This window comes from Bifidobacterium sp. MSTE12 (assembly GCF_000513015.1).
Lineage (GTDB): Bacteria > Actinomycetota > Actinomycetes > Actinomycetales > Bifidobacteriaceae > Bifidobacterium > Bifidobacterium dentium.
In genome coordinates this window covers 190,241-204,004 of sequence record NZ_AZYA01000034.1, presented here as the reverse complement: position 1 = coordinate 204,004, position 13,764 = coordinate 190,241, and the positions used below count along the sequence as shown (strand labels likewise).

Annotated in this window: 12 protein-coding genes; 1 reads left to right on the top strand and 11 read right to left on the bottom strand. The window is 58.8% G+C overall.

Annotated features, from left to right (window positions below; all coding sequences use genetic code 11):
• Positions 1–40 precede the first annotated feature (40 nt).
• The gene (tyrS, locus tag HMPREF1494_RS07485) at positions 41–1,363 is read right to left on the bottom strand and encodes a tyrosine--tRNA ligase (RefSeq protein WP_003839897.1); all 1,323 of its coding nucleotides are present in this window, start codon (positions 1,361–1,363) and stop codon (positions 41–43) included.
• Between the two features lie 175 nt (positions 1,364–1,538).
• On the opposite strand from tyrS, the gene HMPREF1494_RS07480 reads away from it, so the two are divergent.
• Positions 1,539–3,344, top strand: coding sequence for a DUF975 family protein (locus tag HMPREF1494_RS07480; RefSeq protein WP_231495373.1), 1,806 nt, complete (start codon positions 1,539–1,541; stop codon positions 3,342–3,344).
• A 22-nt stretch (positions 3,345–3,366) separates the two neighbouring features.
• Here HMPREF1494_RS07480 and HMPREF1494_RS07475 read toward each other — a convergent pair whose 3' ends face one another.
• The 10 genes from HMPREF1494_RS07475 to argC form a co-directional block, all read right to left on the bottom strand.
• Complete coding sequence (locus tag HMPREF1494_RS07475; RefSeq protein WP_003839895.1) at positions 3,367–4,149, bottom strand: putative ABC transporter permease; 783 nt, start codon at positions 4,147–4,149, stop codon at positions 3,367–3,369.
• A gap of 7 nt (positions 4,150–4,156) precedes the next feature.
• Positions 4,157–4,663, bottom strand: coding sequence for an HD domain-containing protein (locus tag HMPREF1494_RS07470; RefSeq protein WP_003839894.1), 507 nt, complete (start codon positions 4,661–4,663; stop codon positions 4,157–4,159).
• On the bottom strand, positions 4,663–6,144 hold the full coding sequence (argH, locus tag HMPREF1494_RS07465) for an argininosuccinate lyase (RefSeq protein WP_034521596.1): 1,482 nt from the start codon (positions 6,142–6,144) through the stop codon (positions 4,663–4,665). Before argH ends, HMPREF1494_RS07470 begins: the two co-directional genes overlap by 1 nt.
• A 140-nt stretch (positions 6,145–6,284) precedes the next feature.
• On the bottom strand, positions 6,285–7,541 hold the full coding sequence (locus HMPREF1494_RS07460) for an argininosuccinate synthase (protein ID WP_003839890.1): 1,257 nt from the start codon (positions 7,539–7,541) through the stop codon (positions 6,285–6,287).
• A gap of 77 nt (positions 7,542–7,618) precedes the next feature.
• Positions 7,619–8,137, bottom strand: coding sequence for an arginine repressor (gene argR, locus HMPREF1494_RS07455; protein WP_003841604.1), 519 nt, complete (start codon positions 8,135–8,137; stop codon positions 7,619–7,621).
• Positions 8,137–9,105, bottom strand: coding sequence for an ornithine carbamoyltransferase (argF, locus tag HMPREF1494_RS07450; protein ID WP_034521593.1), 969 nt, complete (start codon positions 9,103–9,105; stop codon positions 8,137–8,139). The genes argR and argF overlap by 1 nt, the downstream gene beginning before the upstream one ends.
• Positions 9,106–9,123: 18 nt before the next feature.
• Positions 9,124–10,419: an acetylornithine transaminase gene (locus HMPREF1494_RS07445; RefSeq protein ID WP_003839885.1), complete on the bottom strand. Its 1,296-nt coding sequence runs from the start codon at positions 10,417–10,419 to the stop codon at positions 9,124–9,126.
• Complete coding sequence (gene argB / locus HMPREF1494_RS07440; RefSeq protein WP_003839883.1) at positions 10,409–11,365, bottom strand: acetylglutamate kinase; 957 nt, start codon at positions 11,363–11,365, stop codon at positions 10,409–10,411. Before argB ends, HMPREF1494_RS07445 begins: the two co-directional genes overlap by 11 nt.
• A gap of 9 nt (positions 11,366–11,374) precedes the next feature.
• Positions 11,375–12,547 (bottom strand): bifunctional glutamate N-acetyltransferase/amino-acid acetyltransferase ArgJ, encoded by a 1,173-nt coding sequence (gene argJ / locus HMPREF1494_RS07435; protein WP_003839881.1) that lies wholly within the window; start codon positions 12,545–12,547, stop codon positions 11,375–11,377.
• Complete coding sequence (argC, locus tag HMPREF1494_RS07430) at positions 12,544–13,638, bottom strand: N-acetyl-gamma-glutamyl-phosphate reductase (RefSeq protein WP_034521590.1); 1,095 nt, start codon at positions 13,636–13,638, stop codon at positions 12,544–12,546. Before argC ends, argJ begins: the two co-directional genes overlap by 4 nt.
• Positions 13,639–13,764 lie beyond the last annotated feature (126 nt).

The following is a 13,764-nucleotide window of genomic DNA, read 5'->3' as shown; positions in this document are numbered from 1 at the left end:
TTGATCTGTGTCGTTGGTTATGTACGTTTGTTTCGACGGATCAGGCGCTTTCGACGGCACCCAACGCCTTCTTGCCGCGGCGAATCAACGCGAAACGGCCATGCAGGAAATCCTCTTCGCCAAGCGTTTGCTCCTGATCATCCACACGCACGTTGTTGAGATATACGCCACCGGATTTGATGGTCTTGCGTGCCTCGGAAATCGACTTGAACAAACCTGCCTTCATACCGGCTTCCGCCACTCGATCGCCCACTGCCGCCGGTGCGAAAATTTTCTCGCCATGCCCGTCTTCGACCTTGAGCCCCTCGATTGCGGCTTCAAGCGTAGCCTCATCGATGCTCGACAAATCCCCGCCGCGCCCGAACAACGCGCCTGCTGCCTCGATGGCCTGATTGGTCGCTTCTTCGCCATGCACAAGGCTGGTGACTTCCCATGCCAAGGTACGCTGCGCCTCACGCGCGCCCGGATTGGTTTCGCTCTCCTTGACCAGTCGCTCGATTTCGGTCTTCGGCAGGAACGTGAACGCCTTAAGCAGGCTTTCCATCTCCACGTCGGGTCGATTGAACCAGAACTGGTAGAACTTGTATGGGCTGAGCATGGTCGCGTCAAGCCATACGGCGTTGCCTTCGGACTTGCCGAACTTCTTGCCTTGCGCATCGGTGATAATCGGGCTGGTGAACACGTTCACATCCACGCCACGCACCTTATGAATCAGGTCAAGGCCGGAAGTGAGGTTACCCCACTGGTCGGAACCACCGATCTCCAGTACGCAATGATATTCGTCGAACAGGTGCAGGAAGTCGTTGCCCTGCAGCACCTGATAGCTGAATTCGGTGAAGGAGATGCCTTCCTCGGAGTTCAGTCGACGGGCCACGGTGTCCTTGGCGAGCATCGTGCCGAGACGGAAATTCTTGCCGACGTCACGCAGGAAGTCGATGACGGTCATGGAAGCGGTCCAATCGTAATTGGACACGAACCGCACCGGATTGTCGCCATCGGTTTCCAGAATGCCGCCGATCTGCTTCTTGAGGCGTTCGGCCCAACCGGCCACGACATCCTTCGGATTAAGCGTACGCTCGCCGGATTGGCGCGGGTCGCCGATTAGACCGGTGGCGCCGCCGACCAACGCGATCGGATGATGACCCGCAGCCTGCAGATGACGCATGTTGATGAGCTGTACCAGATTGCCAATGTGCAGGGAGGCCGCGGTCGGATCGAAACCGCAATAATAGGAAACCGGCTCCCCGTTCAACGCTTCGGCGAGTCGATCCCGGTCGGTGGACTGGGAAATCAACCCGCGCCATTCCAGTTCATCGAGGACGGAATCGAAGCCGGCCTCCTTGAAATCGATGACGTGAGCCATGACTGTTTTTCTCCCTATCGAATTGTGGGTCATTACCGCGCGTTTTGCGCACCCTACAGTTTCGCAGAAGACGACGACAGCCGAATGTGCCGTTTCCACCGGTCATCCCGGCGATTCCCATCCAACCCGCTACAGTGGGTACCAGCCACTCACCGCCGAGAGAGGAGGCCAGTTCATGAACCGTAGGGAAATGAAGGCGCAGGCCAGGCATCAGCTGCGCAGGCAGTATTGGATGATCGTCATAATCTGCCTGTTCGCCGCGTTTTTCGAAGTCGAATACTCTTCATCGATGTGGGGCATCAACTTCGATCTCTCGTCCTTCACCGTCACCCAGCCCGGTAAGGGCTGGACCGATTCGAATCTGTCCGATGTGTTTCGGGATTTCCTGCTCGGCAAGGAGGACGTCGCCCGCAAACGAGTCGAATTCAATCAGGAACAAATCGTCCGCACCGACACCAACGCCATGTTCGGCAGGTCCCGAGGGCTCTTCGCCTCCCTACTCAATTCGTTCTCATCGGGTGCGGTAATCGTATCCATCGCCGACGCGACGCGTTCCATCGTTCATGATGCCAGAATCGCAGTCATCGTACCGGTCATGGTTTCGATGGCCGTATTCTTATTCGTCTGGCTGTTCATCCAACAGACATACCGCATCGTGATGCGTCGCATGCTGCTTGAGGGACGCATCTATGGCAAAATTCCGGCGAGCCGGTTCCTTTACCCTCTGCATACACGACAATGGCCGCGCATGGCGTGGACCATGTTCGTGAAGAATACCGCTCTGCTGTTATGGTCGCTGACCATCATCGGCGGCATCGTCAAATACTATTCGTATTTTCTGGTGCCTTACATAGTCGCCGAAAACCCGACCATCGGCGCGCGCAAGGCCATCGACCTGTCCCGCCGCATGATGAGGGGACATAAGTGGGAATGCTTCGTGGCGCAGCTGACGTTCCTGGGCTGGTATCTGCTTGACATCGCGACCGTCGGTGTGAGCGGCATATTCTATTCCAACGGATATAGCGCGTCGTTCTTCACCGAATATTATGCATACCTGCGCGCACTCTCCAAGGAGCAAGGCATCGAGGGGACCGAACTGCTATGCGACATTCATCTGTTCGCCAAGGCCGATTCCGAGGAGATTCGGTCGTCTTATGCGGACGTGGCCGAAGCCGTCGACCAAGTACGTTCCACCATGGTCGCTGCCGATAAGCCGTGTGGCTTCACAGGCTTTCTTTCCCAGTGGTTGGGTATTCGCATCATGCATTCCGATCAGGTGGCGCGCTATGAGGAATATCGGGAAGATTCCCGCCAGGTCCGCATCGGTCAGGAAATCCTTGACGGCATAGTCTATCCTGGGCGGCTCGCGCCGGCACCGATGCCGTTTACCTTCCGCGAATCACGTACCATCAGCGCCGATCGCAGCTATTCGTTGGTGAATCTGGCCATGATGTTCTTCATCTTCTGTTTCGTTGGCTGGGTGTGGGAGGTAAGTCTCGCGTTCATTACCGAAGGTGCCTTCGTGAACCGAGGCACCCTGCATGGCCCCTGGCTGCCGATTTATGGCACCGGCGGCATCCTCATCCTGACACTGCTCAAGAGACTGCGTGACAGGCCCATGTTCGAATTCACCACCACCGTGGTGCTGTGCGGTGGTCTGGAGTATTTCTCGTCATGGTATCTGGAGATGATGCACGGCGGCCGGCGCTGGTGGGACTATACCGGCTACTTCCTTAATCTCAATGGCAGGATCTGCGCCGAAGGACTGCTCACATTCGGCCTCGGAGGCTTGGCCATCGTATATCTGCTGGCACCGATGCTTGATAATCTGCTCAACCGGGTTGATGCGAAACGACTTGGGGTCATCGCCGTGCTGCTGTTGATCATCTATTGCGCGGACCAGTTGTACTCCGTAGAACATCCGAACATCGGCGCAGGCATCACCGATTATAAGGATTCCTTGACGGCGCAGGTTTCATGACCGGACGCTACGGATGGGACGTTCATTGGCGTCGCCGCAGCATCTCACGCACGGTTTCCATGATTTTGCTGTATTTCGTGGATTCCGTCGATTTCATATGGGGGAAGGCGCTGATCATGCGTCGTTGCTGTCTGTTGAGCATGGACATGGCGCTATTCTGCATCTTGGAGATGACCTCCTGCGATGATTCCGACCAGCCACGTACCTTATCGACGAAGGCGTCCCTACCCCACTGCCAGGAATCACCGGCTTTCTCCGCATAGCTTTGGATGGCATCGCCGAATGCGGACAGACTTTCGCCCAGATCAACGATGCCCATCACGGTGACGCTGGTGTCGATGATGATCAGGATGGTGAATATCGAGCATAGCCAATGTACGACGGGCAACGGAATCATCATCGTCCAAATGGCGACCTGAGGCTGGATGATGTCGATGATGGCCACGCCGGCAATGCCGAATACCAGCGCTCCCGGCAAACAGATACGTCCCTGCAGATTGAAACGGTAGTCACTGTAATCCCACCATCTCGCGTGGAACATCTTCTCCATGGCCCAGGAAGTGACGTATTCGAGTACGCTCGCTCCGATTGCGGAGATCAGGAAAATCATGATCGGATTATGCATATTGTGCAACAATGCGATCGCCAGTGCCGCGCCGGCTCCGTAAATCGGGCACAACGGGCCATTGAGGAAGCCGCGATTCACCAGCCGGCGTTCCATGACGGACACCAGAATCGATTCGTAGATCCAGCCGATGAAACTGTACAGTACGAACCAAAGGAAGAGATGCTCCAGCGCTAACATGCAAAGGTCATTCCCTGCAGTCCGGTTTCCCGGACTTCGGCTTGTTGAATCGTTCCATGGAGAAAGTCTCCCTAGTGGCACTGATCTTGTCGGCCATGGTGACCAGATATCCTTCGATGTATCGTGGCGGCCTCGGGGTCAAGGGGAACATGTGGTTCGCGATGCTGTCGCGTTCGACATGATTGAGACGGAAGTCACGAACGGCGTTGCGTACGGCGGTGTTGCCGTGGGTGAAGCCATGCAGACGATGCTCGCCATTGTCCCAATCATGCCAATCGTAAAGGAAGTAGTCGTGCAGCAGCGCGGCACGGATGAGCGAATGCAGATCGACCCTGTACCACAGGTGCAACCGGTCCGCCATCCACACGGCGAGGCAGGCTACGCGCACCGAATGCGCGAACGTGGTCACCACGCCGTGCTGATAGCAGCTCCTTTCGATCTGCATATGCTCATGTTCGAAAATCTCCCGGCCGTGTCTGTGGACCAGCCGTTGGATCTGTATGCGAGTCAGCATTATTTCAGCAAGGATTCCGGGGTCTTATAAGCCGGGCCATCGCTGACGGAGTTGGCGAAGGCGCGCAGGGATTCCACCGCGGTCTTGGCTGCGACGATCTGCTCGCGTACACGCAACGGAGATGTGCCTCCCTTGCCGTTGCGGGCGGATACGGAACCTTCCGTGGAGAGCACCTCGCGCACCTGCGGTGCCTTGTCTGCCGGCAGGAAATCCTTGAACACCTCAATGAAGTCCTCGTCCGTCAGATCCCATAGTTCCTGACCGCGGTCTTCGGCGATCTTCACACAGGCACCGGAAAGTTCATGCGCGTGGCGGAATGGCACACCGTTCTTGACCAGCCACTCGGCGATGTCGGTGGCAAGGGCGAAACCGGTAGGAGCCTCGGCCTCCAAGCGCTCTGTATTGAAGGTCATGGTACCGATCATGCCGGTGAAGGCAGGTAGCAACACCTCAAGTGTGTCAACCTGGTCGAGCACGGCTTCCTTGTCTTCCTGCAGGTCACGGGCGTAGGCCGTCGGCAGACCTTTCAGGGTGGCAAGCAGACCGGTCAGGTCGCCGATAAGTCGTCCGGACTTACCTCGTGCGAGTTCCGCGATATCAGGATTCTTCTTCTGGGGCATAATCGAGGAACCGGTGGAATAGGCGTCGTCAAGACGGACGAAGGCGAATTCCTGGGTATTCCAGATGATGATTTCTTCGGACAGTCGGCTGATATCGACGCCGGTCATGGCCGCGATGAAAGCGAACTCCGCGACGAGGTCACGACTGGCGGTGCCGTCGATGGAGTTGGCGGTCACCTTGGAGAAACCGAGCTCACGGGCCACCGCCACCGGTTCGAGACCAAGGGTGTTGCCGGCAAGGGCACCGGAACCGTACGGACTGGCATCGATGCGCCCATCCCAATCGGCAAGACGCTCGACATCACGCAGCAACGGCCATACATGCGCCATGAGCTGATGGGCCAGTAGCACCGGCTGGGCATGCTGCATGTGGGTGCGTCCCGGCATGACGGTGCGACCTGCTTTTTCGGACTGCTCGATCAGCGTCGCGGCAAGCCCGAGCAACATCTTGGCGATGACGCGGCTCTGTCGGCGCAGCCACATGCGAATCAGGGCGGCGATCTGGTCGTTCCGCGAACGGCCGGCGCGCAGTTTGCCGCCAAGTTCGTCGCCTGCGATTTCCAGCAGACCGCGCTCCAGTGCGGTGGCCTCGTCCTCGTCATCCTCGATCGGGGCAAAGGCACCGGAGTCGACACGACGCTGCAGCTCATCAAGGGAATCCTCCATGCGCTGCAATTCGTCGGCCGTCAGCAAACCGGCACGGCCGAGGGCACGGGCATGGGCACGCGATCCCGCAATGTCGTCATCGGCCAGACGCCAATCGAACTGCGTGGACTTGCTCAGTCGAGCCAATTCCGGAGATGGGCCGGATGTGAAACGGCCTCCCCACAATGCAAGATGCTCAGTATTGTTTTCAGTCATAGCTACATACCTTACACATAAGGCTCCCACCGATGGAGCTGTCGGCCACAACCGACCGGAGATGACCGCCTTTCGAGGCATTCAGCCATCCTCAGCCACATTGTGCATGACAGCTCCATCGGTGGGAGCCTGAAACCCGATTACTCGACGGTGTTGTCCGGAACTTCGATGCCGTTGCCGAACTTGACATCACGGGCCGCGGCCACACGGCTCGGCAGTCCGTAGATATCGATGAAGCCGTTGGAGGACTTCTGGTCGAAGCTATCGCCGGAATCATAGGTGGCCAGATTGTAGTCATACAGCGAGGTGTCGGAGCGACGACCGGTCACCACTGCACGACCACCATGCAGAATCATGCGAATCTCACCGGAAACGTACTTCTGGGTGTCTTCGATGAAGGCGTTCAGGGACTGCGTCGCCGGGGAGAACCACTGTGCGTCATAGACCAGTTCGGCCCAGCGCTTGTCGATATCGCGCTTGATGCGGTGCTGTTCGCGCTCGAGGCAGCAGTTCTCCAGCTCCTGATGGGCGGTGATCAAGGCCACGGCACCCGGAGCCTCGTATAGCTCGCGGGACTTGATGCCGACCAGACGATCCTCAATCAGGTCGATTCGTCCGATGCCCTGGGCGCCTGCGCGGCGGTTCATCTCTTCGATGGCCTGCAACGGGGTCACATCGTGGCCGTCGATCTTGACCGGCACGCCCTGCTTGAATTCGATGACGACCTCATCCTCGACCGGCGGGAATGCCGGATCGTCGGTGTAGGAGTAGCAATCCTTGGTCGGACCGTTCCACGGATCCTCGAGGAAGCCGGTCTCGATGGCGCGGCCCCATACGTTCTGATCGATGGAGAACGGGCTCTTCTCGGTCTGCACGATAGGCAGCTGGTGCTCCTTGGCGAATGCGATCTCGACATCACGGGTCAGGGACAGATCACGAATCGGGCTGATGGCCTTCAGGGTCGGGTCGATGGAAGCGATGGACACCTCAAAACGCACCTGATCGTTGCCCTTGCCGGTGCAACCATGGGAGATCGTATCGGCTCCGAACTGGTGGGCGGCACGCACAAGATGCTTGGAGATGAGCGGACGGGAGATGGCGGAGACCAGCGGGTACACGCCTTCGTACATGGCGTTGGCCTTCAGGGCCTTCATGCAGTATTCGTCGGCAAACTCGTCACGGGCATCAACCACATAGGCTTCGACGGCGCCACAGGCCAGAGCACGTTGCTTGATGGTTTCAAGGCTTTCGCCGCCCTGACCGACGTCAAGGGACACGGCCACGACATCCTTGCCGGTACGTTCCTTCAGGTATGAAATGGCGACGGAGGTATCCAGACCACCGGAGTACGCCAGTACAAGACGATTCTGATCGCTCATGGTTTCCCTTTCTTGCATCAAATGTTATTCAGCAGTATATGCATTGCTCTGTATATTTATGCATATATGGTGAGTCGTGTCCACTATATGGTTATTCACCCCTTCGACACGACGTCAAGCAGCCATTGCGCACGTTGCTTCGCACCGTGATCATCGGCGCAGATCACCATAACGGTGTCATCTCCGGCGATGGTGCCAAGCACCCCTTCTATCGGTTGCCTGTCGATGACGCTGGCCACATATTGCGCCGCTCCAGAAGGTGTGTGCACTACGACAAGGTTACGTGCGGCCGCCACCGAAGTGACCAAGCCGGATAGCACCCGGCTGATCTGCTGTTCGGCCTTGGCATCCGGATTGGCCGCGGATCCCTCATCGGGCTGCTTCACACCGATGGCATAGGCTACGGTCCCATCGGACAGCCTGGTTTTCGTCGCATGGATCTCGTCCAGATCTCGGCTCAAGGTCGCTTGCGTCACCGCAATCCCCTGATTCGCGAGAATGTCGGACAGTTGGGATTGCGAAGTGACGATACGCGTGAGTAGCGCCTGCTCGATGGCACTCAGTCGAGCGGCACGAGTGGCAGGACGCTGCAACGCGGGGGTGTGATCAGTCATCAGACCAGCAGGCTTTCATCGCCACGGGCCTTGCCGGCCAGCCAAGTCAGCAGCGCCTTCTGCGCGTGCAAACGGTTTCCGGCCTCATCCCAAACCACGGACTGAGCGCCATCGATGACCTCAGCGGTGACTTCCTTGCCTCGGTAAGCCGGCAGGCAGTGCTGGAAGATCGCATCCGGCTTGGCGAAGGCCATGAGCTCAGCGTTCACCTGATAATCCCAGAAGGGCTTGGAACGAATGGCATACTCGGCTTCCTCACCCATGGAAACCCAGGTATCGGTGAACACGCAGTCGGCATCGGCCACGGCTTCCTTCGGATCGGTGGTCACGAGGATGGATCCGCCGGTTTCGGAGGCAATGGCCTGCGCGTCGGCCACGATTCGCGAATCGGGCAGGTACCCATTCGGACCGGCCACGCGCACGTTCATACCCGCCACGGCACCGCCAAGCAGGTAGGAGTTCGCCATGTTGTTGGCGGCATCTCCCAAGTAGGCAATGGTCTGGTTCTTCAGATTGTCAACGCCGCCACGATGTTCGGCGATGGTTTGGAAATCCGCGAGAATCTGGCATGGGTGGAACTCGTCGGTCAGAGCGTTGACCACCGGATGGGTGGAGTATTCGGCCATCTCCTCGACCCTATCCTGCCCAAACGTGCGCCAGACCACGCCATAGGCCATGCGGTCGAGCACGCGTGCGGTATCGGCGACGGGCTCACCTCGGCCCAGCTGGGAACCGGACTTATCGATGACCAGCGGATAACCACCAAGCTCGGCGACGCCGATGGAGAAGCTGGAACGGGTACGCGTGCTGGGTTTATCGAACAGTACGGCGATGCCCTGCGGACCGGCGAACGGCTGGTGGTAGAAACGATTCTTGTGGAACTTGATGGCCAGTTCCAGCACCTGCTTCTGTTCTTCGTGGTTCAAGTCGTCGTCACGTAGCATGTGGCGCAGTTCCGGGGTTGCCATATGGCCTCCTTTCAAATATTAATCGTTGGGTAGATCGGCGGGAATCCGGGCGAGGATGGATATGGCCCGGTCGACGTCCCGTTCGGTGACGACCAGCGGCGGAGCGAAGCGCAGTGCATTCGGAGCCACGGCATTCACGATGAGACCGTGCTCAAGCGCCCAGTTCATGGCGGCATGGGAACATGGGTGAGACAGTTCCGCCGCATCCAGCAGGCCACGGCCACGCACCGATACGAACAGCGGATTACCGCAGGACATGATGCCGTTGCGCAACTGCTCACCTCGCGCTTCGGCATTCGCCACCAAATGTTCTTGTTCAATGACGTCCAATGTGGCTAAGGCCGCGGAGGCGCCCAAGGGATTGCCCGCAAATGTGGAGCCATGCGAACCGGGGGTGAACAATGCCGAAAGCTTGGCGCCGAAGGCGATCATGCCACCCATCGGGAAGCCGCCGCCCACGCCCTTGGCGAAGGTGACGATATCAGGAATAACTCCGCCGGAAAGATCCTCACGTTGGAAGGCGAACCAGGAGCCGGTACGGCCGATGCCGGTCTGCACCTCATCGATGATGAGCAGGGCACCGTGGTCATCGCACAGTTGGCGTGCCCTCTTCACATAATCGGATCCGACCGGACGCACGCCGGCCTCACCTTGGATTAGTTCCATGATGACCGCCGCGACCGGGCCCTTGCCATGGTGTCCCTGTCCTGTTTCGGCGAAGGCATCCTGCAATGCGCAGGGATCGCCGGCCTCAACGAATTCGATATTCGGGATAAGCGGCTCAAAAGGGGTACGAATGGCCGGTTTCCAGGTTGCGGAAAGCGCGCCCAAAGTACGGCCGTGGAAACCATGGGTCAGGGCGATGATACGTGCCGGCTTTCCTCCGATCGACGGCGATGCGCCCGGCAGGGTGCGACCATACAGTTTGGCAAGCTTCAAAGCCGCCTCATTGCCTTCGGCTCCGGAATTTCCGAAGTACACGTGGGAGCCATCCGGGGCTCCGGCCAGCTCAACGAGCTTGGCCGCAAGCCTGATCTGCGGTTCGGTGGCGAAGTAGTTGCTCACATGCGCGGCCTTGGCCGCCTGTTCGCTGACTGCCTTGACCCACTTCGGGTGGGCGTAGCCGAGCGCATTCACGGCGATGCCCGCCAGAAAATCGAGATACTCATTGCCGTCGACGTCCCAGATGCGGGCGCCTTCGCCATGATCCATCACGCGTAACGGAGTACCGAACACGTTCATATGCACCTGGGAGTATTCCCCCAGCCATTTCGCGTCTTCACTTCCCAACGCTTCCAGTTGTTCAGTTGCCATAAGAGCTCCTCATTTCGACGCCGTCCTCGGGGACGACCATGGTTCCGATGCCGGCGGAGGTAAAAATCTCATTCAGTATAGAATGCGGCTTACGACCATCGATGATGTGGGCACGTGGGACGCCACCATCGAGGGCACGCACGCAGGCCTCCATCTTCGGACGCATACCGCTTTCCAAATCGGGCAGCATATCGCGCAGGTTCTCCACACCGATGCGCCCGATCAGGGAATCACGATCGGGCCAGTCGGCATACAGTCCATCAACATCGGTGAGAATCACCAGCTTGCTGGCACCCAATGCCGCGGCCAACGCGGCTGCTGCGGAATCGGCATTCACATTCAGCACTTCAGTGGCATCATCCTCATTCGGGGCCACCGAGGAAACCACCGGAATGCGTCCGGCGTTGATCAGATCCTCCACGGCGGAGGCATCGACGCTCACCACATCGCCGACCAGCCCGATATCGGTAGGTTCACCGTCGATCATGGGCTTACGTTGCATGGCGGAGAACAAGGCACCATCCTCACCGGACAGGCCAACCGCGAACGGACCGTGCGAGTTGATCAGTCCGACGAGATCGCGGGAAACCTTGCCCGTCAACACCATGCGTACCACATCCATGGCTTCCGGAGTGGTGACGCGCAGACCACCCTTGAATTCCGATTTGATGCCCAACGCCTTGAGCATCTGGGAAATCTGCGGACCGCCTCCATGCACCACGATCGGATGTAATCCCACCTGACGCAGGAATACCATGTCCTCTGCGAAACACTGTTTGAGGTGGTCATCGATCATTGCGTTGCCGCCATACTTGACGACGATGCGCTGTCCGGCGAATTCCTCGAGCCACGGCAACGCTTCGATCAGCACTTCGGCCTTCTGGTCGGCGCGCAAATCGGTATGCACATCGAAATGGAAACCGGGTCCCTTGAGTTCTGTTGTCATTGCCTGTGTTCAGCTTTCATAGTCAGCATTGATATGCACGTATTCGTGGGTCAGATCGTCGGTCCAGACGCTCGCTTCGGCATCGCCCTCGTTGAGGTCAATGTCAATATGCACCTCACGCGGCGTCATATCGACCTCGGAACGATCACGTCCGGCCCCACCGTTTTCGCAAATACGTACGCCATTGACGTCCACCGTGACCTTTTCGGCATCAAATGGCGCATCCTCCGGGGAAACCGTGCCCAGAGAACTCAGGATTCGTCCCCAGTTCGGATCGTTGCCCGCGATGGCGCACTTCAGCAGATTGGAGGCCGCTACGGCACGGCCGCATGCCAATGCCGCGTCCTCGGTGGTGGCTCCGGTGACCTTGACGCGAATGTCATGGCTCGCACCTTCACCGTCGCCGACGATCTGGCGCGCCAACGATGCGGTGGCCTTGGCCACGAGATCGTTGAACTCGTCCGGATCCGGCTCCACGCCGGAAGCACCAGAGGCCAGCAGCAGCACGGTGTCATTGGTGGACATGCAGCCATCCACGTCAATACGGTTGAACGACATCTCCACGCCTGCGTTCAGTGCAGCCTGAAGCTGACCTGCATTCACCACGGCATCGGTGGTGATGACGCACAGCATCGTGGCCAGCTGCGGAGCGATCATGCCCGATCCTTTGACCATGCCTCCGACGCGAAAACCGGTGGAGCCTTCCAGCTCGACGGTCTTCGGCTTGGTGTCGGTGGTCATGATCGCATAAGAGGCGTTCTCTCCGGCCTCGACGCTATCGGACAGTGCGGCGAATGCGGCCTCCGTACCGGAAAGTACGTGGTCGAGAGGCAACAGTTCGCCGATAAGGCCGGTGGAGCATACCGCGACATCGTTTGCGGATGCGCCCAGCAGCTCGGCGACCTTTTCAGCAGTGGCTTGGGACTGCTCATAGCCCGGCTTGCCGGTGCAGGCATTGGCTCCGCCCGAATTGAGAATCACCGCTTTGACATGGCCATCGGCAACGACCTTGCGGGACCACTGCACCGGAGCCGCACAGAAACGGTTCGTCGTGAATACGGCAGCCGCCGCATCCAACGGACCGTTGTTGACCACCAAGGCCATATCCTTCTTACCCTCGACGGCGGAAATGCCAGCAGCCACACCGGCCGCGGAGAATCCTTGTGCAAACGTTACACTCATGGTGCCACTCCAATCTTCGTAAGTCCTGCGTCTTCAGGAAGTCCCAATGCCACATTCAACGACTGCACGGCCTGTCCGGCAGTGCCTCGGTTGAGGTTGTCAATGGCCGCAAACGCCAGCAGACGACCGGCATTATGATCGACGGCCACTTGGATGTGGGCCGCATTCGAGCCAATGATGTTGGCAGTGGCCGGCATCACGCCTTCCGGCAACACCACCATGAAATCCTGCCCTGCATAGGCGTCGAGCCATACCTGTCGGATTTCGGCATCGCTCATGCCCAACGCCTTGTCGGTGAGCCTGGCGGAAACGGATGCGAGGATGCCTCGTGCCATCGGCACCAGAATCGGCGTGAATCCAAGCGTGAACCCTTCAGCCGCGGAAGCTTGCTTACCGGCAGCATGAGCAAAGTTCTGCAGAATCTCGGGAATGTGACGATGCGTGCCGCCCACGGAATACGGCAGAGCCGATCCGAACGCCTCGGCGGCCAGCAGATTGGTGCGCTTGAGATTCTTGCCGGCACCGGAGTAGCCGACCACCAGATCGGCCACGATGTCTTTCGGCTCGATCAGGCCCTGGGCCACGCCCGGCTGCAGAGCCAATGTGGTGGCGGTCACGTTACAACCCGGCCCCGCGATGCGTTTGGATCCCGGGAGGGCCTCGCGCTGACGAACGTACGAGCCATCGGCCGAAGTACCGGTGATGAGTTCCGGCATGCCATAGGTCCAATGCTCGTAGAAATCACCGCCATAGAACTCGTCCCACGCCGAGTGCTCCTCGAGTCGGTGATCGGCGCCCAGATCCACCACCACGGCATTCGCGTCAAGCTTGGAGGCCAATGCCCCGGAAGCGCCATGCGGCAATGCGAGAATGATTACATCATGCCCATTAAGCACTTCGGGGGTGGTGTCCTCCACCACCAGATCGGCCAATTGCGGAATATGGGGCATGTGCTTGCCGAGCTTGTCCCCCACCGAGGAATGTCCGGCGACGCATGTCACCTCGAAATTCGGATGGGCGGCGAGTATACGGAGCGCCTCACCCCCCGCATACCCGGTCGCACCGGCCACGGCTACCGTATATTTGGCCATGTCACGTCTCTTTTCCTTGACTCACTGAAACACCCCCAGCATACACTTTATGCAGTACATTGCATAATTATGCATCCGAAATGTGTCGGATAGTGGTCATCGTGATGTGCCAGCATGGACGGCACG

What these genes read in the sequence shown, in the direction of transcription:
- HMPREF1494_RS07480 (WP_231495373.1), top strand. Translation starts at nt 1,539, where the DNA reads ATGAACCGTAGGGAAATGAAGGCGCAGGCCAGGCATCAGCTGCGCAGG.
- argF (WP_034521593.1), bottom strand. Translation starts at nt 9,105, where the DNA reads ATGGCAACCCCGGAACTGCGCCACATGCTACGTGACGACGACTTGAAC.
- argH (WP_034521596.1), bottom strand. Translation starts at nt 6,144, where the DNA reads ATGACTGAAAACAATACTGAGCATCTTGCATTGTGGGGAGGCCGTTTC.
- argB (WP_003839883.1), bottom strand. Translation starts at nt 11,365, where the DNA reads ATGACAACAGAACTCAAGGGACCCGGTTTCCATTTCGATGTGCATACC.
- argJ (WP_003839881.1), bottom strand. Translation starts at nt 12,547, where the DNA reads ATGAGTGTAACGTTTGCACAAGGATTCTCCGCGGCCGGTGTGGCTGCT.
- HMPREF1494_RS07475 (WP_003839895.1), bottom strand. Translation starts at nt 4,149, where the DNA reads ATGTTAGCGCTGGAGCATCTCTTCCTTTGGTTCGTACTGTACAGTTTC.
- HMPREF1494_RS07470 (WP_003839894.1), bottom strand. Translation starts at nt 4,663, where the DNA reads ATGCTGACTCGCATACAGATCCAACGGCTGGTCCACAGACACGGCCGG.
- tyrS (WP_003839897.1), bottom strand. Translation starts at nt 1,363, where the DNA reads ATGGCTCACGTCATCGATTTCAAGGAGGCCGGCTTCGATTCCGTCCTC.
- HMPREF1494_RS07445 (WP_003839885.1), bottom strand. Translation starts at nt 10,419, where the DNA reads ATGGCAACTGAACAACTGGAAGCGTTGGGAAGTGAAGACGCGAAATGG.
- argR (WP_003841604.1), bottom strand. Translation starts at nt 8,137, where the DNA reads ATGACTGATCACACCCCCGCGTTGCAGCGTCCTGCCACTCGTGCCGCT.
- HMPREF1494_RS07460 (WP_003839890.1), bottom strand. Translation starts at nt 7,541, where the DNA reads ATGCAAGAAAGGGAAACCATGAGCGATCAGAATCGTCTTGTACTGGCG.
- argC (WP_034521590.1), bottom strand. Translation starts at nt 13,638, where the DNA reads ATGGCCAAATATACGGTAGCCGTGGCCGGTGCGACCGGGTATGCGGGG.